Source organism: Synechococcus sp. Cruz-7E5 (assembly GCF_024345995.1).
GTDB lineage: Bacteria > Cyanobacteriota > Cyanobacteriia > PCC-6307 > Cyanobiaceae > Regnicoccus_A.
Genome location: NZ_JAGQCE010000008.1, coordinates 16,644 through 34,372, shown reverse-complemented (window position 1 = coordinate 34,372; position 17,729 = coordinate 16,644). Strand labels below are relative to the sequence as shown.

The 17,729-nt window shown below is 65.9% G+C and carries 20 protein-coding genes and 1 pseudogene; 14 read left to right on the top strand and 7 right to left on the bottom strand.

Translation table 11 applies throughout. The features are described 5' to 3' along the window. Positions 1-5: 5 nt before the first annotated feature. Both KBY77_RS10195 and KBY77_RS10190 read right to left on the bottom strand, forming a co-directional pair. Positions 6-1,427: an FAD-dependent oxidoreductase gene (locus KBY77_RS10195; protein ID WP_255103951.1), complete on the bottom strand. Its 1,422-nt coding sequence runs from the start codon at positions 1,425-1,427 to the stop codon at positions 6-8. Positions 1,428-1,507: 80 nt separating this feature from the next. Then, positions 1,508-1,960 carry an Hsp20/alpha crystallin family protein gene (locus tag KBY77_RS10190; RefSeq protein ID WP_255103949.1) on the bottom strand — a complete coding sequence of 151 codons (453 nt, stop codon included), beginning with the start codon at positions 1,958-1,960 and terminating at the stop codon, positions 1,508-1,510. A 482-nt stretch (positions 1,961-2,442) separates the two neighbouring features. On the opposite strand from KBY77_RS10190, the gene KBY77_RS10185 reads away from it, so the two are divergent. Further along, positions 2,443-2,592 carry a hypothetical protein gene (locus tag KBY77_RS10185; protein ID WP_255103938.1) on the top strand — a complete coding sequence of 50 codons (150 nt, stop codon included), beginning with the start codon at positions 2,443-2,445 and terminating at the stop codon, positions 2,590-2,592. A gap of 19 nt (positions 2,593-2,611) precedes the next feature. Here KBY77_RS10185 and KBY77_RS10180 read toward each other — a convergent pair whose 3' ends face one another. After that, complete coding sequence (locus KBY77_RS10180) at positions 2,612-3,439, bottom strand: transglutaminase family protein (protein ID WP_255103936.1); 828 nt, start codon at positions 3,437-3,439, stop codon at positions 2,612-2,614. 3 nt (positions 3,440-3,442) lie between these two features. After that, positions 3,443-4,249, bottom strand: coding sequence for an N-formylglutamate amidohydrolase (locus tag KBY77_RS10175; RefSeq protein WP_255103934.1), 807 nt, complete (start codon positions 4,247-4,249; stop codon positions 3,443-3,445). 415 nt (positions 4,250-4,664) lie between these two features. On the opposite strand from KBY77_RS10175, the gene KBY77_RS10170 reads away from it, so the two are divergent. The 6 genes from KBY77_RS10170 to KBY77_RS10150 all read left to right on the top strand — a co-directional run bounded on the left by KBY77_RS10170 (position 4,665) and on the right by KBY77_RS10150 (position 9,965). Next, positions 4,665-5,273, top strand: coding sequence for a hypothetical protein (locus KBY77_RS10170; protein ID WP_255103932.1), 609 nt, complete (start codon positions 4,665-4,667; stop codon positions 5,271-5,273). Then, positions 5,236-5,544 (top strand): lysozyme inhibitor LprI family protein, encoded by a 309-nt coding sequence (locus KBY77_RS16790; RefSeq protein ID WP_399212652.1) that lies wholly within the window; start codon positions 5,236-5,238, stop codon positions 5,542-5,544. Before KBY77_RS10170 ends, KBY77_RS16790 begins: the two co-directional genes overlap by 38 nt. A gap of 13 nt (positions 5,545-5,557) precedes the next feature. Next, positions 5,558-5,935 carry a hypothetical protein gene (locus tag KBY77_RS10165; RefSeq protein ID WP_255103930.1) on the top strand — a complete coding sequence of 126 codons (378 nt, stop codon included), beginning with the start codon at positions 5,558-5,560 and terminating at the stop codon, positions 5,933-5,935. A 437-nt stretch (positions 5,936-6,372) separates the two neighbouring features. Then, the gene (locus KBY77_RS10160; protein WP_255103928.1) at positions 6,373-7,017 is read left to right on the top strand and encodes a 20S proteasome subunit A/B; all 645 of its coding nucleotides are present in this window, start codon (positions 6,373-6,375) and stop codon (positions 7,015-7,017) included. Between the two features lie 54 nt (positions 7,018-7,071). Then, positions 7,072-8,067, top strand: coding sequence for a glutaminase A (gene glsA / locus KBY77_RS10155; protein ID WP_255103925.1), 996 nt, complete (start codon positions 7,072-7,074; stop codon positions 8,065-8,067). Positions 8,068-8,360: 293 nt separating this feature from the next. After that, positions 8,361-9,965, top strand: a complete 1,605-nt coding sequence (locus tag KBY77_RS10150; protein WP_255103923.1) for a B12-binding domain-containing radical SAM protein — start codon at positions 8,361-8,363, stop codon at positions 9,963-9,965. A 55-nt stretch (positions 9,966-10,020) separates the two neighbouring features. Here the strand turns inward: KBY77_RS10150 and KBY77_RS10145 are convergent, their stop codons facing one another. Next, entirely contained in the window at positions 10,021-10,500 is a 480-nt protein-coding gene (locus KBY77_RS10145) for a TerB family tellurite resistance protein (protein ID WP_255103921.1), read from the bottom strand. Positions 10,501-10,621: 121 nt separating this feature from the next. Between KBY77_RS10145 and KBY77_RS10140 the strand changes: the two genes are divergently transcribed. From KBY77_RS10140 to KBY77_RS10125, 4 genes are all read left to right on the top strand, one after another. Beyond that, the gene (locus tag KBY77_RS10140; RefSeq protein WP_255103919.1) at positions 10,622-11,134 is read left to right on the top strand and encodes a BCAM0308 family protein; all 513 of its coding nucleotides are present in this window, start codon (positions 10,622-10,624) and stop codon (positions 11,132-11,134) included. A 68-nt stretch (positions 11,135-11,202) separates the two neighbouring features. Then, on the top strand, positions 11,203-11,943 hold the full coding sequence (locus KBY77_RS10135; protein WP_255103917.1) for a methyltransferase domain-containing protein: 741 nt from the start codon (positions 11,203-11,205) through the stop codon (positions 11,941-11,943). Next, the gene (locus KBY77_RS10130; protein WP_255103915.1) at positions 11,936-13,066 is read left to right on the top strand and encodes an FAD-dependent oxidoreductase; all 1,131 of its coding nucleotides are present in this window, start codon (positions 11,936-11,938) and stop codon (positions 13,064-13,066) included. The genes KBY77_RS10135 and KBY77_RS10130 overlap by 8 nt, the downstream gene beginning before the upstream one ends. Continuing rightward, positions 13,057-14,154 carry a type III polyketide synthase gene (locus KBY77_RS10125; protein ID WP_255103913.1) on the top strand — a complete coding sequence of 366 codons (1,098 nt, stop codon included), beginning with the start codon at positions 13,057-13,059 and terminating at the stop codon, positions 14,152-14,154. Before KBY77_RS10130 ends, KBY77_RS10125 begins: the two co-directional genes overlap by 10 nt. Before the next feature lie 3 nt (positions 14,155-14,157). Here KBY77_RS10125 and KBY77_RS10120 read toward each other — a convergent pair whose 3' ends face one another. Beyond that, positions 14,158-14,976 (bottom strand): hypothetical protein, encoded by an 819-nt coding sequence (locus tag KBY77_RS10120; protein WP_255103910.1) that lies wholly within the window; start codon positions 14,974-14,976, stop codon positions 14,158-14,160. A gap of 87 nt (positions 14,977-15,063) precedes the next feature. Between KBY77_RS10120 and KBY77_RS10115 the strand changes: the two genes are divergently transcribed. Genes KBY77_RS10115 through KBY77_RS10105 form a run of 3 tightly spaced genes read left to right on the top strand, consistent with a single transcriptional unit; the run spans position 15,064 to position 17,244 of the window. Further along, positions 15,064-15,960: an NAD-dependent epimerase/dehydratase family protein gene (locus tag KBY77_RS10115; protein ID WP_255103908.1), complete on the top strand. Its 897-nt coding sequence runs from the start codon at positions 15,064-15,066 to the stop codon at positions 15,958-15,960. A gap of 30 nt (positions 15,961-15,990) precedes the next feature. After that, positions 15,991-16,599: a PCC domain-containing protein gene (locus KBY77_RS10110; RefSeq protein WP_255103905.1), complete on the top strand. Its 609-nt coding sequence runs from the start codon at positions 15,991-15,993 to the stop codon at positions 16,597-16,599. Positions 16,600-16,629: 30 nt separating this feature from the next. Continuing rightward, a complete protein-coding gene (locus KBY77_RS10105; protein WP_255103903.1) occupies positions 16,630-17,244 on the top strand; it encodes a hypothetical protein in 615 nt (204 codons plus the stop codon). On the opposite strand, the pseudogene KBY77_RS10100 reads toward KBY77_RS10105, so the two are convergent. Then, positions 17,177-17,599: pseudogene (locus tag KBY77_RS10100) on the bottom strand (YccF domain-containing protein). The gene KBY77_RS10105 and the pseudogene KBY77_RS10100 overlap by 68 nt on opposite strands. Between the last annotated feature and the right edge of the window lie 130 nt (positions 17,600-17,729).

Genomic DNA, 17,729 nt, shown 5'->3' with positions numbered 1-17,729 from the left:
TCGAATCAGCCAAGGCGCTGGTGCAGCGCCGCCGCCGCCTCCTCGCCGCTGCGCACCGCCCCATCGAAGAAGCCTGGCCAGCGCTCGGCCACCTCGGTGCCGGCCCAGAACACCCGGCCGTGGGGCCGGCGCATGGCCTCACCGCAGCGGGTCCACAGCCCCGGGGGCATCCAGCCGGCATAGGCGCCAGCCACGAACGGCACCGACGGCCAGTCCTTCTCCACATAGGCCAGGGGCTCGAGCGCCTGGGGTCCCAGGTAGGCGGCCAGATCAGCCAGCACTTCCTGCCTGCGCCCGGCTGCGCCCAGGGCGGCCCAACGCCGGTAGCGATGCCCCACCACGAAAGCGGCCAGGACGCCGCAGCCGTTCTCGGGATCGGAGCTGTCGGCGCAGAGCTCGACGGTGGGCCGATCGCCGATGGCGATCCCCGAGAGTCCCTGCCGGCGCCACCAGGGGCTTGGGTACGCCACCAGCACCTTGGCGCATGCGCCCATCACCATCTCCTGGTTGAGCTGCTGGCGGTCGGCGGGCAGCACCGGCATGAAGCGTAGATGGGCCGCCTGCGCCGGCGGCATGGCCACGATCACGGCCCGACAGGGATAGATGGCCAGATCGGTGTGCACCTGCACAGGGTGCCCAGCCAGGCCATCGCGCTCGGCCTCAGGGAACGCCTGCTCAATGGCTCGCACCGGCTCGCCCAGCCGCAGCACCCCATCCCCCAGCTCGGCGGTCAGCAGGGCCGGTAGCTGGCCAGCGCCACCATGGAGCAGGAACTCCTCCGGGTGCTCGCCCTGGGAGGCGGTGCGCTGACCCCAGAGCACGTGCAGCAGCGAGACCTGCTCCGGCTCAGCGGGGCCGAGAAAGCCGACGGCGCGGCAGAAATAGGCGAAATACCAGGCGGCGAAGGGTGTGTGGGTGTGCTCGTCGATCCAGTCCTGGAAGCTGCGGCGATCGAGCTCGGCGGCGGAGGGATGGTGGTGGGGGTGGCCTTCCGGCAGCTGGGCCACCAGCGCCTGGAACCGCTCCAGGGCGGCCATGGCGTCGTCCCAGTCGGCACTGGGCACGGCGGGGGGCTGGCCCTCGGGGAAGCCCTGGAAGAAGCCGGCGAAGGTGCAGCGGCTCCCGCAGAACACCAGCACCGTGTCGCCGGCATGGGGGGATTCGAAGCGGCGGATGCAGTGGCGATCAAGGAGGTCCAGAAAACGGGTCTGGCTGGGGCCGACCCACTGGCCGCCCAGGTCGATCCAGGGCTGGCGGCCGCCCTCCAGCTGCAGACGCTCACCGGCCATCCGCCCCCCCACCGTGGCGGCCGCCTCGATCAGCCGCACCGAGCGGCCCGCCGCCTGCAGGGCGCGCGCCGCCACCAGGCCGGAGAGTCCGGCTCCCACCACCACGGCGTCAACGGCTTCGGCGGCAGGGAGACTCATCCGGCAAGCATCGCAACCGGCCAGAGGTGTGGCTTCAACCAACTGGCTTCAACGATGGTCGGGCCATGGCCCGGCCGCAATCATTGAACCGGAATCTGGACCGGTTCCTCACTCGGGCGGGGGCCCTTGCGGGGCAGGGACACCGTCAGCTGGCCATCATTGGCCGTGGCGGTCATCGCTGCCGCATCGGCATCGTCGGGAAGATGAAAACTGCGGCTGAAGCTGCCGTAGACCCGCTCGACCCGGTGCATGCGCTCACTCTCCTCCTTCTGCTCCTGGCGGCGCTCACCCTGAATGGTGAGGACACCGTCCAGGAGGGTGACCTTCAGGTCCTCCTTGGGGACTCCAGGGATGTCGGCCCGCACTTCATAACCCGTGTCGGATTCGGAGATGTCCACGCACGGGTGCCAGTCGTGAAGGGGGCCGTTCGCCAGAGCGGAACTGCTGCGGCCGAACGGCCAGGGCAGCCCGAGGGTATAGCGGTCGAACAGATCTTCGACATCCTTGAGCGATTCGCGTTTGATGAGCGCCATGGTGCGACCTCTTGGGTGACAAGCTGTTGAGGATGTGATCCATGCCGGTAAGTCCGCACGGAGTCCAGGCTCCAGGTGGTGGAGGCGCCTGCACCCTGAATCAGGGTGCAGGCGTCAAGTGCCCGGTGGTTCCCTCTTGATCTGACTCTCGATCCGCCATGAGGACATGAGAAGGTGCGGGAGACCGACCCTCTGCCTCTGGGCGTCAGGCCTGAGACCTGTTCAATCCTCCAGAAAGTGTCGACCATCTTGAGGATGCCGTCATCGGGCTGATCCTCTGCCTGAAGACCTGGCAGAACACCTGCCTGAACATCTGAAGGCGCAATGATCTGAACCCGCAGTGTTGAGAATCTGTGGCGCTGAGAATCTGTGGCGAATCATTCTGCCTGTGGATAATCCAGAAGCAATCCAAAGCTGACTCGAGCAACCAAGCCACGTGATACCTGGCTGTGGCATACTTCAACCTCCGACAACATCAGCCTGTGACGAACAAAAATGGCGCTGCCGGATCAGTGCTGGCCGGTGTTCTGGTCGTGCTGGCTGTCCTTGGCGGCCTGGCGCTGCTGGGCTGGCTCACCATCGTGATGCTTGATCTCAAGCACCTGAACACCTCAGGCTTCACCCTCCCCTGAACGGGCCATGCCTGCCTGGTCAGGCGGTCCACACCCGGAAGGATTCCAGTGTCGAGGCCCCGAAACTGGTGGTGAGCGCCACATCGGCCGCGTCCCGGCCACGGGCGATCAGGATTCTCCCGATCCGCGGGGTGTTGTTGCGCGGGTCAAACACGTACCAGCCATCGCCGAGATAGGCCTCGAACCAGGCCGAGAAGTCCATGGCCGAATGGGGCGGAGGGACGCCGATGTCGCTCAGGTAACCGGTGCAGTAGCGGGCGGGGATGTTCATGCAGCGGCAGAAGGCAATCGCCAGATGGGCAAAGTCCCGGCAGACCCCTTCGCGGCTGTCATAGGTCGTCAGGGCCGATTTGGTGGGGCTGGAGCGTCCGTAGTCGAAGCGCACATGGCGGTGCACGAAATCACAGATCGCCTGCACCCGACCCCAGCCCATGGGAGCCCCCTCGAACAGGGACCAGGCCAGATCGGTGAGCAGATCGCTTTCGCAGTAGCGGCTGGAAAGCAGAAACAGCAGCGCCTCTTCCGGCAGAGCGTCCACAAGGACCTGCTCCAGCGCAGGCAGCACCGGATCGGGCTGACCGGGATCTGCCACCACACCCGTGGCCTGCAGGCGCAGCACGCCGGCCGGAGCCACCAGCCGCTGGCACTGGTTGCCATAGGAATCCACATACGACCGCAGCGGCACCGCTGGCTCCACCTGCAGCGTGTCGGGCTCCAGCAGATCCGCCGCCCGGCTCGCATGAACGCCGAGGGTGACGATCACCGGCGTGGGCTGAGGACAGCGGAGCTCAAGGTCGAACCCCACCTTGATCTGCATCGTCGGGGTGGAGCTGTTCTGTTTGTCCATCCTTCACCCTAGAGGCGACAAGCCGACCTGCAACGGCGGGAAGTCGTCGGTCAGGGAGTCCTCCAGGACAGCGGCGAGGCGCTCGGCCCACTCCTGCTGCCCCGACGCCGTGGCCAGCAGGTCCTGACGAACCTCCAGCTCCACGTGGGGAATCCGGCGCCGCTCGCCATGCACCACCACGGTGTGGTCGCTGACGTCACTCACCGCGTAGGGCTCGTTGTCGCCCACCCGCAGCCCTGGCTCACGCCTGAGCCCCCGCAGCACCCTCCGGGCCAGGCGCCCATCACGGCCGTGCAGCACGCCCACATGCCAGGGGCGCTCCTGGCCCGTATGCACCGGCGTGAAGCTGTGCAAGGCCACCAGCACACTGGGCTGCCCCCGGCGCGATCGGCCATTGAGCTCGTCGGCGATGCGGTGGTGGTAAGGCTCGAAGAGTGCAGCCCGCCGTTCCTCACGCTCGTCAATGGAGAGGTCACCGTTAGCGGGGATCAGGGTGTGCTCGCTGAGGCTCACGATCGAGTCCGGTGCCTCGGGCGGACGGTTGACGTCGATCACCAGCCTTGAGTAGTTGTGCAGGATCAGAAAGGCATCCAATCGAGCCGCTAGGCGCTCGCCCAGCCCTGCCACCCCCAGATCCCAGGCCACATGGGTGTCGAGCACGGCAGAACTGAGCTGAAGGCCGGCCAGGCGGCGGGGGATGGCGCGGCCGGCGTGGTCGGCGGTGAGCAGCAGCGGAGAGCGCCCCTTGGGCCCGACGATCCGGAACACTGGCGGATCGGAGGGGGCCAGCAAGGGGACGGCAAACGGCATGGCAGGCAGGGACGGGGGTGTGACGTCAACAGGTTTGGGCTTCATCCAAGAACATGGCTGGCTGCAGGAGATCACCTCCCAGCCAGGAGAGCTGCTGACGGCGGTGGCTTCACCTGGAGGGATCAGCTCTCCATGGAGTCAATCAACGGTCACATCAACAACCTCCGCAGCTGTCAGCACACGAGCCCAAGCACGCGATTGGCCAGGATCCAAAGCAGGTGATCTTTCATTGGATCAGCCAGATCATCACTTCTCCCGTTTTCTGCATCTGACTCCTCGATGGTTGATCATAGAGACGATGATCAATCGTGGCCTGGGCATCTGAACCTCTCCCGTAGATCTCAAGCAGCCTTGCGCCACGAACTGCAGCCATCCCTCAAATCAAAACCTGACCCTGTCAACTGGGGTATAAATTGTGGCTTTCTTCCCTTCGCAACTGACCATGAAGCGACTCCAGACACTTGCCGCCACTCTGTTGAGTTTTGCAGCTGTAGCGGTCGCATCACCGGCACTCGCCGACACCGTCGATGCCCGCTGCGATGTCTTTCCCGCAGGAGAAGACAAGGCCACCTCTTCAGGCCTGTGCACCTTTTCGCAGCGACAGGGCTTCGTGACCATCCAACTCAAGGGCGGCCAGATGATCGAGCTAAAGCCTAACGAGAGCACGCCCAACGCCTTTTTCGATGCCAAGGGTGAACCTGCCAAGCGCGAGATGCTGGAGGCCAATCGTGGACAGGTTTACCGCCTGGACACCCAGTCGATCTTCGTCTTCTGGGATACGGCCCCCTACGCCAAAGGTGCCAGCAGCGACAGCTCCACTCCCGGCAGCGCGTCATCCACAGGAAATCCACCCGAGATTGTCCCCCTTCTGCTGGGGATCCATCAAGTGAAATTTGACGGCGGCTGCCGCGTCAACTTCAACAAGGCAGGCAAGTACTTCAGCAAAACCTCTGCCTGTGACGCTGCCCAGGTCGGGATTGCCGAGGATGCCATCCGGCGCTATTTCCGCGAACAGGGGCTCTGAAGCTCTGACCCGCTGCTGGCGGGCGGAACTGACGGCCATCGACGGCCAGCTACGCCAGGCTTTCCGCCACCTGCGGAACGATGCCTCGCTCAAGCAGCCAGAGCGCGAGGCCCTTGTGGAGGATCAACGGCGCTGGGTGGAAACCATCGACAATTGCTGGAGGACTCGGGAGAATCTGCGGAGCTGCGTGAAGGCCAGCCAGCAGCAACGATTGCAGCAGCTGAAGTCATTGGCGATGCAACGGCGACTGAGGCCAGCAAGCAATCAATAGGACAAGGGTTGTCATGGTTAACACCGCCACCAGAGCGGTCTGCGCAGTGGCCGCCATCACAAGCCTGATCATCGTCTGTGCTCGCAGCTCCGGCTTGCAGAGCAGCGATCTTCCATTTCTGACCTTGGTTATGGCCCCCTACCTGCTGCTGGGCCTGATGACTGGAGGAATGAGTGAACGTGGCACGACTGCGAGGATTCTCTTCATCGTCACATTCTTTCTTTCGCTGGTGGGCACGGCTCTTCTTGCTCTCAATGCCCCACATCCCAACACAGGACCTGAGCCTGGCCTGGCGCAGACGATTACTAGCATCAGCGTACCTTTGCTGCAGTGCATCGTCGCGATCGTGCTCGGGCTGATCCTCCTGCTATGGCGAATGGTGGCCTCCTAAGAAGGATCCAGCGGCACTGCCAGCAGCCTCCAGTGTCATGCGCGGGGATGCTCGTGGCTGGGCGTGCTGGCGCTGCGACTGAACGGTCTAGCTTGATCGAGCCTCTGACCCCACAGCTGACATTCCACCGAGTGGGGAGAGAACCCCAAAAGGCGGCAGCAGATGGTGGGCGTCGAGGCATGAGAGACAGCTCGGAAGGTCATGTGAGCTGGAGCACAAGGATTGGGCTGGTGGCCATCTGATGTGCCTTGCTTGCACTGAGCGGATGCTAAACTGATTTCACCTTGGCAGATCATAAAACGGTGACCTATTGCATCGGTTACTGGCTTGAGAAAGGATTGGTATTTGCGTCCGATTCCCGGACAAATGCCGGAGTTGATTATATATCAAGCTACAGCAAGATGTATGTATTTCAACCGGCTTCTGATCGATTGTTCGTGCTGCTTGCCGCAGGCAACCTCGCTACCACGCAGGCGGTAGTGCACCTGATCCAGCGGGATCTTGACCGGGCCGTCGAAACCGGCAAATCCAATGCCAACAATTCCGGAGCTGGAGATCTAAGGTCGTGCCACTATCTCTTCGAAGCTGCCGCCTATATCGGTGAAGTGAGCGTGGCGGTGCAACAGAAACATCGCACAGCCCTCGAGCAAGCGGGAACCAGCGCCGACGCCTCCTTCATCCTGGGAGGACAGATCGGCAGTGAGCCCCACGGCTTGTACATGATCTATCCCCAGGGCAATGCTGTGATGGCGACGCGTCAGACGCCCTACCTGCAGATCGGCGAAACGAAGTATGGGAAGCCGCCCCTCGACAACGTGGGGAACACCAATCTGTCCCTGGAAGATGCCGCCCGGCTCTGCCTTATTTCGGAGGTGCTGACCCAGCGCTCCAACCTCACCGTGGGTCCGCCCTTCGAGCTGGCCATCGTCCCCCGAAACGAGCACACAATCTCCCAGCACGTCACTCTTGAGGCGGATGCACCCGAGCTCGCCACCGTGATCGACACCTGGTGCTGCGCCCAGCGAGAGGCACTGCATCGGCTGCCCGCCTTCGCCTGGGAGCATGCCGAGGCAAGCCGCTGACAGTGAGCCGCTCACTGCACAGAGCTTTCCCCGTTCATTCCGTTATCACGCCCCATGCCGTCGCCTGTTTCCGAGTGGATCTCCACCGGCCATCTGCCCACCGCAGAAGTGGTGCAGGCCCTGGTGAACGAGGCCCATCAACGCTTTTCGCCTGTGGCGGACGGCATGGTTGCGGATTACATCCCCGCCCTGTCCGCCGCCTGCCCCGATCACTTCGGGATCTGCGTGGCCGGCTGCGGTGGTCCGTTGATTGAAGTGGGTGACGCCAGGGAATGCTTCAGCATTCAGAGCATCTCGAAGCCATTCCAGTTCGCCCTCATCTGCCAGGCGATCGGTGAGGACGAAGCGCGCGAGAAGCTGGGAGTGAACAGCACTGGTCTGCCCTTCAATTCCGTGCTGGCGGTGGAGCGCAGCGGTGAGGGTCTCTCCAATCCGATGGTCAATGCCGGCGCGATCGCGGCCACAAGCCTGTCGCCGGGAGCGACGCCCGAACAGAAGTGGGGCTTCATCCAGGAGGGATTCTCACGCTTCGCCGGCAGGCAGCTGGAGGTCGATCAACGGGTTTACAGCTCGGAGCTGACCACGAATCGACGCAATGCCGGCATCGCCACTCTGCTGAGCGACCACCAACGCATCTGGTGGGATCCCGAGGAAGCCACGGATCTCTACACCCGGCAATGTTCCCTGCGTGTCACAGCTGCTGATCTCGCCGTGATGGCGGCCACACTGGCCAACGGAGGTCGCCAACCGGTCACAGGCGAACAGGTGATTGATGCCATCCACTGTCAGCATGTTCTGGCGGTGATGGTCACTGCGGGGCTGTACGAAACCTCCGGAGACTGGCTCTATGCCACCGGGCTCCCTGGCAAGAGCGGCGTTGCGGGCGGCATGATCACGGTGGCACCAGGGAAAGGGGGGCTGGCCACCTTTTCCCCGCCCCTTGATGAGGCGGGCAACAGCGTGCGCGGACAGCTCACGGCACAATTCCTCTCGGAAGCACTGGGGTTGAACCTCTTTGCTTCGAAACCAGAGATCCATCCGGCTGCATAACTGGCTGCATCAGATTCACCCCAAACAATATCTATTTTCTCCACATACAGGAGACGACGGATCTCATTCATGAACTGCTGCTCGCGACCAGCATCGGCCATACGGCTGACGACGCTTCAGGAGACCATTGACAATCATTTAGCTGTTCAACCGACAACTTCTGTTGGCGACCTTGATCCATAGTTCGAACCGTGGATTGATCCAACAATCCATCCAGATGACCATCCATGCCATAATGCCCTTACTGGGCCAGGTTTGGCAAACTCGTAGCACCAGCCTTGGATATCACTTAAATGAATGTCTTACTGGTTTATCCCGAATTTCCCAAAACATTCTGGAGCTACGAAAAAATACTTGAACTGGTGAATCGCAAGGTCCTCCTCCCACCGCTCGGCTTGATCACTGTGGCGGCCATCCTGCCCCAGAAATGGAACTTCAAGCTGGCTGATGTCAACATCAGGCCAGTCAACGAGCAAGAATGGATGTGGGCCGATCTGGTGATCATGTCGGCGATGATCGTTCAGAAAGACGACATCATTCGCCAGATCAACCTGGCTCGTCATTACGGCAAGCCCGTGGCCGTGGGAGGCCCGTATCCATCCTCCACACCCGAGGAGCTTGTGGCCGCCGGGGCCGATTACCTGATCCTCGATGAAGGGGAGATCACCCTGCCCATGTTCGTGGAAGCCTGGGAGAGGGGCGACAAGGGAGGACGATTCAGCTCCGAAGGAGTCAAGCCGGATGTGACCTCCACGCCCATCCCCCGCTACGACCTGCTCGAGCTCAAGGCCTACGACTCGATGAGCGTGCAGTTCTCGCGCGGCTGCCCGTTCCAGTGCGAATTCTGCGACATCATCGTGCTCTATGGTCGCAAACCCCGGACCAAGACACCGAATCAACTGATCAGCGAGCTCAACAGTCTCTACACCCTCGGCTGGCGGGGTGGTGTGTTCATGGTGGATGACAACTTCATCGGCAACAAGCGCAATGTGAAGTTGATGCTCACGGCACTGGAGCTGTGGCAGAGAGAGCATGGCTATCCCTTCCGGTTTGATACCGAAGCCTCCCTCGATCTGGCTGATGATCAGGAACTCATCGATCAGATGCTGGCCTGCAACTTTGCCGCCGTCTTCATGGGCATCGAAACGCCCGACGCCGACAGCCTGGCGGCGACCATGAAGTTCCAGAATATGCGCTCACCCCTGCTCGACTCGGTCGACAAGGTGACCCGCTCCGGCTTGAGGGTGATCGCCGGATTCATCATCGGCTTCGATGGAGAGAAGGTTGGCGCCGGCCAGCGAATCGTTGCGTTCTCGGAAGCTGCGGGGATTCCCACCACCACCTTCGCCATGCTCCAGGCCCTCCCCCATACCGCCCTCTGGCACAGGCTTGAGAAGGAGGGGCGGCTGATCGATAAGGTCGGCAATATCAACCAGACCACCCTGATGAACTTCGTGCCGACCAGGCCGGTGGAAGACATTGCCCAGGAGTATGTCGAAGCCTTCTGCCAGCTCTACGAGCCGCGTAAATACCTCGATCGTGTACATCGCTATTTCCTCAAACTTGGCCCAGCCAGGGTGAAGAGCTCCTTCAAGCTTCCCGATCCGGCGGTGATCCGGGCACTGCTGATCGTCTGCTGGCGCCAGGGGATCAAGCGCTCCACCCGTTGGGCCTTCTGGCATCACCTGATCGATATTCTCAAATCCAATCCCAAGGTGACGGAGCAGTACCTGGCCGTGTGCGCCCACAACGAGCATTTCATGGAGTACCGGGAGATCGTGCGCCGACAGATCGAGAATCAACTGGCCGCCTATCGCCAGGGGATGGGCAATCAGCCAGGCGTGCCGACAACAGAGATGGCCGGCCTGGAACAGGGAGCAACGCCCATGGGGCGGTGATCGAAGACTTCCTCTTCCAGGCGATCGGAGCCTGTCTCCACCATGTGAGATCGGCTCAGGGCACCAGGAAGCCGAAGTGGCTGGACAGAAAGCCGTACAGCCCGCTCTGATTCTTGAGGTCGAGTTCGGCGGCCCACTCCACTTCCGCGATGTCGGCTTCACCCAGGCCCAGACCCTCCACCAGGCGCCGGTACGCCGCCTTCTCCATGGGGTTGATGCTCGACTCGTCGCCGGGCCGCCGGCCGACGCGGATCATCATGTAACCCAGCTTCAGGGCCAGCTGCCGGTCTTCTTCGGAACGGAGCCGGGGAATCAGCGCATCGAGGGCCTCAGGCTGCAGGCTCTGCCCTGCCAGGGCCTCAGCCGCCTCGGCGGGCAGGGGCACTCCACCATCCGTAACGATGTAACGCTCCACCAGGTCCTGCAGCAGCTCCCGCTCCTCCGCGGAGAACTCGCCATCCGACCAGGCCACACAGCAGAGGATGCGCAGCAGATCGAGGTTGCCGGCTGGCGGGGTGTCGGTGCTGGGCGCCATAAAGTTGGGTCCGGTAGGCATCACTCCAGCCATTGTGACCGCTCGGTCCGGCAGCCCACTCCCACGCAACCTGACAGGTTCCCTGCGCGTGGCTACAGCGGAAGCAGAAGGGCCAACTCCCATGTCCGCCAACACCACCAACGCGCCTGCCAGCCATCAACCCCGCCATGACGGGATGGAGAGCGGGCATCACACCGATCCCTACCTGCAGCGTCACAAGCCGGCCCAGCCCAGCACCTGCCCGGATTGCCAGGCCACCTACCACGATGGCCGCTGGACCTGGGATGCACCGACTCCCGGTGCCGCCAGCCACCGCTGCCCTGCCTGCGAGCGGATCCGGGATGGCGTTCCCGCAGGAGAGCTCACCCTCTCCGGAGCCTTCCTGGCTGCGCACGCCGACGAGGTGATGCGGCTGGTGAGCCGCACCGAGGAGCACATCCGTCAGGAACATCCGCTGGAGCGCCTGATCGACAGCAGCGGCGATCCAGCCAGCGGCGAGGTGCTGTTGCGCTTCACCGGCATCCATGGCACCCATGGCATGGGTGAGGCCATGGTGCATGCCTTCGGGGGAAGGCTGGAGGCGCCATACCCGGATGCCGGCTCGATCATGCGCGCCAGCTGGCAGCGGGATTGAGCGAAAAGGCGCCGACGCCGGATCGCCGGCGCCATAGTGCCCGAACGCCTTGCAGGACAGTGAAGGCCGTGCCGAGCCTGAAATCACTGGCCTGCCGGGAGCGGGTCGCCGAAGTGATGGATCAGCCGGGGATCGACCCCGCTGAACATGCCCGGGCCCTGGCGGGGCTCCGGCGCATCAATGCTCTCAGCCGCTGCTCGGCAAGCCTGTTCGCACCGATCCGCGAGCTGGCGCAGCGCCAGCGCGGCACCCCGCTGCGGGTGCTGGATCTGGCCTGCGGCGGCGGTGACACCGCCATCGACCTGGCCCTGATGGCCCGGCGCAGCGGCCTTCCGCTGATCCTCGAAGGCTGCGACATCAACCCCGGCGCCGTGGCGATCGCCCGGGCCAATGCCGAGCGCCGCGGCGCCGAGGCACGCTTCTTCAGCGCCGATGCCCTCGCAGATCCGCTCCCGTCGGGTCCAGACGGAGCTTCCCCTGACGGCTACGACGTGGTGCTCACCTCCCTGTTTCTGCACCATCTCGACGACCACGACGCCGAGATGGTGCTGGCCCTGATGGCCCGGCGGGCCCGTCAGCTGGTGCTCGTGAACGACCTGATCCGCAGTCCCCTGGGCTACGGGCTGGCCTGGGCCGGCACCCGGCTGCTCAGCCGCTCCTGGATCGTGCACACCGATGGACCGCTGTCGGTGCAGGGGGCCTTCCAGCTCGCTGAGGTGGCCGCCATGGCCGAGCGGGCCGGGCTGCGGGGCGCCTCGCTGCGGCGCTGCTGGCCGGAGCGGTACCTGCTGAGCTGGTCGCGTGGCTGAGACCCTGCCCGGCGAGCTCTGGGATGTGGTGGTGATCGGAGCCGGTCCGGCCGGCGCCCTGGCAAGCCTTGATCTGGCTCAGCGGGGCCTGCGGGTGCTGCTGGTGGAGAAGCGTGGCTTCCCGCGCTGGAAGGTGTGCGGCACCTGCTTCAACAGCCAGGCCCAGGCGGCGCTTGCCTCCGTGGGCCAGGGCCACCTGCTCGAGAGCCTGGGCGGGCGACCGCTGCGGCGGCTGAGGCTTGGCCTGGGCGGCCGGCAGGCGACCTGCTCCCTGCCCCCGGGATGGGCCCTCTCCCGCAGCCGCTTCGATCAGGCCCTGGTGGAAGCGGCCGTCAGCGCCGGAGCCGTGTTCCGCCCCCAGACCACGGCGCAGCTGGGTCCAGCCAGCGCCCACGCCCGCAGCGTCAGTTTGTTCCAGGGACGCCATCAGGAGCTGGTGCGGGCGGCCGTGGTGCTGGTGGCGGCAGGATTGGCCCACCGCTGCCTCGAGAACGAGCCCACAGCCCAGACCCGCATCAGCCCCCGCTCGCGAGTGGGGGCCGGTTGCGTACTGGCGGTTGTGGAGCACCAGCATCACTGGGAGGAGGGCAGCATCCACATGGCGGTGGGCCGCCATGGCTATGTGGGTCTGGTGCGAGTGGAGAACGGCAGCCTCAACCTGGCAGCCGCCTTCGATCGCACCCTTCTGCAGGAGTGCGGGAGCGCCGCGGCTGCCGCCAGGCGGGTGCTGGCGGAGGCCGGCTTCCCGGCCCTGCCCCAGCTGACGGAGGCCCACTGGCAGAGCACTCCGGCCCTCAGCCGCCGCAGCACTCCCCTGGCGGGCGATCGCTTCCTGGTGCTCGGGGATGCCGCCGGCTATGTGGAGCCCTTCACCGGAGAAGGCATGGGTTGGGCCCTGGCCGCCGCCGTCGCCGCCACGCCGCTGGTGCTGGAGGGCACCCAGACGTGGCGGCCGGCGCTCGAGCGCCGCTGGAGTCGCACCCACAGGCAACGGATCGGCCGCCGTCAGCTGCTCTGCCGCAGCCTGGCCCTGGCGCTTCGCCATCCCACCAGCGCCCGTGGCCTGTTCTGGGCAGCGTCGCGCCTGCCATCCCTGCCGCAACGGCTGATGCCATGCCCCTGACGATCCTCGGCATCGGCACCGCGGTTCCCCGGCACCGAATCAGCCAGGGGGAATCGGCGGCGATGGCCGAGCGCATCTCCGGATCCTCGCCGGAACGCGCGGCCCTGCTGGCACGCATCCAGCGGCGCTCCGGGGTGAGCGTCCGTCACAGCGTGCTGCTGGAGTCGACCCAGCATGAGGCCGACATCCATGGCCGCATGCCGTTCTATGGCGAGAGCAGCCCATCCACGGGCGAGCGGATCCGACGCTTTGAGGCCCATGCCGAACCCCTGGCGCTGGAGGTGGCCCGCCGTGCCCTGGCGGATGCAGGCCTGGCCCCGGAGCGGATCACCCACCTGGTCACGGTGTGCTGCACAGGCTTCCAGGCACCGGGCTTCGATCTCGCCCTGATGGACCAGCTGCCCCTCAACCCCGATGTGGAACGCACCCATGTGGGTTTCATGGGCTGCCACGGAGCCCTCAACGGTCTGCGGGTGGCGCGGGCCTTCGTGGAGGCCGATCCCACCGCCTGCGTGCTGCTCTGCGCCGTGGAACTCTGCAGCCTGCACATGCACTACGGCTGGGATCCGGAGAAGCTGGTGGCCAACTCCCTCTTCGCCGACGGCGCCGGTGCCCTGGTGGCCACAGGCCCCGTCGAAGTCGCAGGCCCAGCATCAGCTGCCCCGCCGTTGCAGGTGCTGGGCTCCGGCTCCACGCTCATCCCCGGCAGCAGCGATCTGATGTCGTGGACCATCGCCGACCACGGCTTCGAGATGACCCTCTCCGCCAAGGTGCCGGAGACCATCGCCGCGAACCTGCGTCCCTGGCTGGAGCGCTGGCTCAGCTCCCGGGGTGAAAGCCTCGCCTCGATCGGATCCTGGGCCCTGCACCCCGGCGGTCCGCGCATCCTGGCGGCCGTCGCTGCCGCGGCGGAGCTGGACCAAAGCCAGATCGAGCCCTCAGCGGCCGTGCTGCGCCAGTTCGGCAACATGTCGTCGGCCACGATCCTGTTCATCCTCGAGCGACTGCGCCTCGCGGCGGCTCCGCGGCCCTGGGTGGCCCTGGCCTTCGGACCTGGCCTCACCGTGGAAGCCAGCCTGCTGGGCTGAGCCTCAGGGCCGCCTGAACCGCCGCAGCTCCCAGGCCGTCAACCGTTGCTGGGTGTCGTAGCTCAGGCTCACCTGCCGGAAGTGGTCGGCGTCGAGGCGGCAGCCCACCCGCATCGCGAAGGCCCCCTCCGGCAGCTGCTCCGGCACGGAGCATACCAGGCCATCATCGAAGCCGGCGTTGAGGGTGTTGCCGCTGAACCGGCTGGCATGGAAGGGTTCGCACGGCTGCGGCTGCGGATCCACGGCTGGCCAGCGCTTGGGCTCGAGGCGCTCCAGCTCACCGGGCCAGCCCTCCTGGTCCCCCAGCAGGGCCCGCCAGTCGCTGGCCGCAGGGAGGGGTGGATCCGGCTCAGGCGCCAGGGCGCAGCGGAAGGGCACCACCCCCAGGCTCTGCAGCCGCCAGCCGGGGGACTCACCCTGAACCGTCGCCAGCGGTGCGTAGAGCAGCACCAGCATCGAGCGGGAGCGGCCCCAGAACACGTTCACCTCGTGGCCGAAGCGCGGCTGCTGCCCGTCCACCGCCAGGCTCGACTGGCCGGCGGCGCCGCGGAATTGCCAGCACTGCCCGCCGCGGTTGTAGGTGGCGCGGGAGAGGGGCAGCTGACGGCGGCCCTCCGGCGCGAAACGCAGGCCGCTGCCGTCCCACAGACCGGTGTCGGGGTCAGAGAAGCTGATGGCGTAGCAGGTGCCCTCGATCTCCGCGCTGGGGCGGCTGAGGTCCAGCACACCGGTGGCGCTGCGCTCATACCAGCGGCTCGTGCCACACCAGCGGCCCTCGAAGTTGAGCCTGTTGAGCTCCCACTGGCGGTCGTGACCGGTCATGGCAACAGGAGCGGTGGTGCTGGCGTCAGTGTGGTGACGTCAGTGTGGCGGCAGCGCCCTAGCTTCTCGCCAGCCAGGCCAGTCTTGATGCGGATCGCGATCGTTGGCTGCGGCTATGTGGGCTCCGCCCTGGCGGACCACTGGCAGCAGCAGGCGCGGCACTGGCTGCGGGTCACCACCACCCGCACCGAGCGGCTGGCGGAGCTGGCTCCCCTGGCCGATGACGTGCAACTGCTGGATGCCGCCGACCCCGATCAGCTGCGGCAGGCCCTCGAGACCATCGATGCGGCCGTGTTCTGCCTGGCGCCCGGAGGCAGCCGCCAGGTGGATGCCGACGGCTACGAGGCCACCTACCTGCGCAGCATGGAGGCCGTGGCGGCCGTGGTGCCCCAGCTGCCAGGGCTCCACCAGCTCCTGTACACCAGCAGCTGCTCTGTCTATGGCGAGGCCACGGGCCTGGTGGAGGAAACCACGCCCCCGCAGCCCCTTGAGCCCCACGCCCGGATCCTGCGCGACGCCGAAGAACTGCTGCTCGGCTGCCGCGGCCCCCACCGCCGCGTCGCGATCCTGCGGCTGGGGGCGATCTACGGCCCCGGGCGCGAGCTGGAGCCCCGCTTCCGCTCCCTGGCGGGCAGCCGCCGCGAAGGGGATGGGTCGTCCCTGATCAGCTGGATCCACCGCGACGATGTGGTGGCGGCCCTGGCCTGGGCGGTGGAGCAGGGCTTCGATGGACTCCTCAACCTGGTGGACGACGAACCGGTCAGCGTGCGCGAGCTGGTCGACCGCAGCTGCCGCGCCGCCGGCCTCGAGCCGGTGATCTGGGACGGCGACATCACCAGCCCTGCCGAGGGAGCTGGTCCCGCCACCGTCCGACGGATCTCAAACCGCCGCCTGCGGGAACTGGGACTGGAGCTACGGCACCCCCGGCTACCGATCCTCGCCGCCCCGCCTGGCCCCGGGACTGAGTCGCAGCCACCCTCCTAACCTTGCGGCGCCCCCCTGGTTATGCCTGCCATGCGTTCCGTGCCGCTCCACCTCGAGCCCGGCAGCGACCTGCGCCGGTCGCTGGAGCAGCTGGCGCAAGAGCAGAACGCCTCGGGCTTCGTGCTCGGCGTGGTGGGCAACCTGGCCCAGGCCGCCTTCCAGTGCCCCGGCAAGATCGCCCCCACCGTGCTGCGCGGGGAGCTCGAAATCATCACCCTGCAGGGCACCCTCTCCCCCGAGGGGGTGCACCTGCACCTGAGCCTCTCCGATGGGGAGTGCCGGGTCTGGGGTGGCCACCTGGAGCCGGGCTCCCGGGTGCTCAAGGGCGCCGATCTGCTGGTGGGCCTGCTCGAGTCGACTGCTGCAGCCGGGACTGAGGCGTCAGGAGCCGAAGCCAGCGCCAACGAACCCCTTGAGCCCCTTGAGCCCCGGGTGACGATCGCCGTGCGCTCCGGTTGCCCTTTCTCCAGGCGCGCCCTGCGCATGCTGCGCACCCTCGGCATTCCCCACCGGCTGATCGAGCCCAGCGCCGATGGGCCAGTGCCCCAGGTCTTCTTCGATGGGGAGCTGATCGGCGGCTACGACGAGCTGGCCCAGCGCCATGGCCGCGGCGAGCTGGAAGCCCTGCGCCAGTCATGACTCAGGTCCAGAGATGACTCAAGACCAAAGATGAGCCTTCCGCAGGCCTCCGCGCTGGAGCTGAGCACCCTGGCGGGCTGCGGCCTGGCCATCGCCGGCTACCCGCATTTCCGCTACGACGCCCGCGGCGGTCGCGGCAGTGCCCAGCTGGGGCAACCGTCCGGAGACGGAAGCTGGCCGCTTCGTTTCCAGCCGGAGGGACTGTCCATTCCGCCGCTCGACTGGCGCAGCACCCGGGTTCTGGGGTTGCCCCTGCCGCCGGGGCTGAGCATCGACATCGAGCCGGAGCAGCTGGAGGGTGTTCTCGATCCCGCCAGCGGCTGTCTGGCCCTGAATTTCAGGGCGCGCTTCCACTGTCGTGCGGGCTCGCTCTACAGCGCACCTCCCCTGCTGGTGGCCACGGAGCTGTTCACGGGCGAGATCAGAAGCCAGCGGCATCACTGCTGCGGCCAACCCCTTGCCGCTGATGGCACGGCCTTGCTGGTCGGGGTGGCCACGATCGAGCCCACCGGTGAAGCCTGGCTCGACCGTTTCCTGGGATTGCCCGATGAGGCCCTGGCGCTGCTGCGCTGCCGTTTCACTCCAGAAGCCGGGGCCTGGTTCCCGTGGGAACCACCTGCAGACCGATCGGCGCCAGGGCGATGAGCGCCAGCTTGACGTGCTGGATCCCGAATGGGATGCCGATGATCGTCACGAAGCAGGCCAGGGCCGAGCTGAGGTGGCCGATCGCCAGCCACCAGCCCGCCAGCAGGAACCAGATCACGTTGCCCACCAGCCCCAGGGGGCCGGTGCCGAAATCGTTGCGGCCGGTGAGCTCACGGCGGCTGATCGCCTCCTGCCCGAACGGCCAGAAGGAGAAGTTGCCGATCACGAAGCAAGCCCGCGCCCAGGGCAGACCAATGATCGTGATGGCAGCCACCAGGCCCGCCAGTCACCAGCCCAGGCCCATCACGAAGCCCCCGAGCACGAACCAGAGGACGTTAAGAACAAAGCGCAGCATCTCTCCAGCCTCGCGCAGATCCGAAAATCGGTATGCAGGCCCCTGGCCCACAAGCCCTGACCAAGCGCCCGACCCGCCAGAGGCGACCTGGCGCCAAGCGAGTTTACTACCAGCTTCCGGGCCCGTCGGC

Bases quoted from the DNA above. Each gene is read 5' to 3' on its own strand.
- KBY77_RS10110 (WP_255103905.1), top strand. From the start codon at position 15,991: ATGCGTTCCGTGCCGCTCCACCTCGAGCCCGGCAGCGACCTGCGCCGG.
- KBY77_RS10120 (WP_255103910.1), bottom strand. From the start codon at position 14,976: ATGACCGGTCACGACCGCCAGTGGGAGCTCAACAGGCTCAACTTCGAG.
- KBY77_RS10140 (WP_255103919.1), top strand. From the start codon at position 10,622: ATGTCCGCCAACACCACCAACGCGCCTGCCAGCCATCAACCCCGCCAT.
- KBY77_RS10180 (WP_255103936.1), bottom strand. From the start codon at position 3,439: ATGGACAAACAGAACAGCTCCACCCCGACGATGCAGATCAAGGTGGGG.
- KBY77_RS10175 (WP_255103934.1), bottom strand. From the start codon at position 4,249: ATGCCGTTTGCCGTCCCCTTGCTGGCCCCCTCCGATCCGCCAGTGTTC.
- KBY77_RS10190 (WP_255103949.1), bottom strand. From the start codon at position 1,960: ATGGCGCTCATCAAACGCGAATCGCTCAAGGATGTCGAAGATCTGTTC.
- KBY77_RS10165 (WP_255103930.1), top strand. From the start codon at position 5,558: ATGGTTAACACCGCCACCAGAGCGGTCTGCGCAGTGGCCGCCATCACA.
- KBY77_RS10150 (WP_255103923.1), top strand. From the start codon at position 8,361: ATGAATGTCTTACTGGTTTATCCCGAATTTCCCAAAACATTCTGGAGC.
- glsA (WP_255103925.1), top strand. From the start codon at position 7,072: ATGCCGTCGCCTGTTTCCGAGTGGATCTCCACCGGCCATCTGCCCACC.
- KBY77_RS10125 (WP_255103913.1), top strand. From the start codon at position 13,057: ATGCCCCTGACGATCCTCGGCATCGGCACCGCGGTTCCCCGGCACCGA.
- KBY77_RS10145 (WP_255103921.1), bottom strand. From the start codon at position 10,500: ATGGCGCCCAGCACCGACACCCCGCCAGCCGGCAACCTCGATCTGCTG.
- KBY77_RS16790 (WP_399212652.1), top strand. From the start codon at position 5,236: ATGCCATCCGGCGCTATTTCCGCGAACAGGGGCTCTGAAGCTCTGACC.
- KBY77_RS10195 (WP_255103951.1), bottom strand. From the start codon at position 1,427: ATGAGTCTCCCTGCCGCCGAAGCCGTTGACGCCGTGGTGGTGGGAGCC.
- KBY77_RS10115 (WP_255103908.1), top strand. From the start codon at position 15,064: ATGCGGATCGCGATCGTTGGCTGCGGCTATGTGGGCTCCGCCCTGGCG.
- KBY77_RS10105 (WP_255103903.1), top strand. From the start codon at position 16,630: ATGAGCCTTCCGCAGGCCTCCGCGCTGGAGCTGAGCACCCTGGCGGGC.